General features: G+C 70.0%; 1 pseudogene. It reads left to right on the top strand.

The window, feature by feature from the left end:
• Positions 1-257 (top strand): annotated as a pseudogene (locus KVT37_RS32405) (hypothetical protein); the annotation flags it as partial.

Here is a 257-nt window from a genome sequence, read left to right as displayed (position 1 = left end):
GCACCTGCTCGACGCAGAGCTGCGCGCCACCGGCACCGACGGTCACCGCGCCCATGTGCAGGGCGTCGACGCGCCGGAGCTGACCGGCGGCTCCGGCGACGGTCCCTGGCAGGGCGTCACCATCCCCGACCGCACAGTCAAGGAGCTGATCCGCATCTACGACGGCGACGAAAGCGAGATCGCCATCTCGGGCACGCATGGCACGAGCACGGCCGAGGCGGAGAAGATCCGCGTCACCTCGAAACTGATCGCCGAGC

Source organism: Mesorhizobium sp. GbtcB19 (genome assembly GCF_019091085.1).
Taxonomy (GTDB): domain Bacteria; phylum Pseudomonadota; class Alphaproteobacteria; order Rhizobiales; family Rhizobiaceae; genus Mesorhizobium.
The sequence above is the reverse complement of the archived record's forward strand: the minus strand, read 5'-3'. Positions and strand labels throughout refer to the sequence as shown.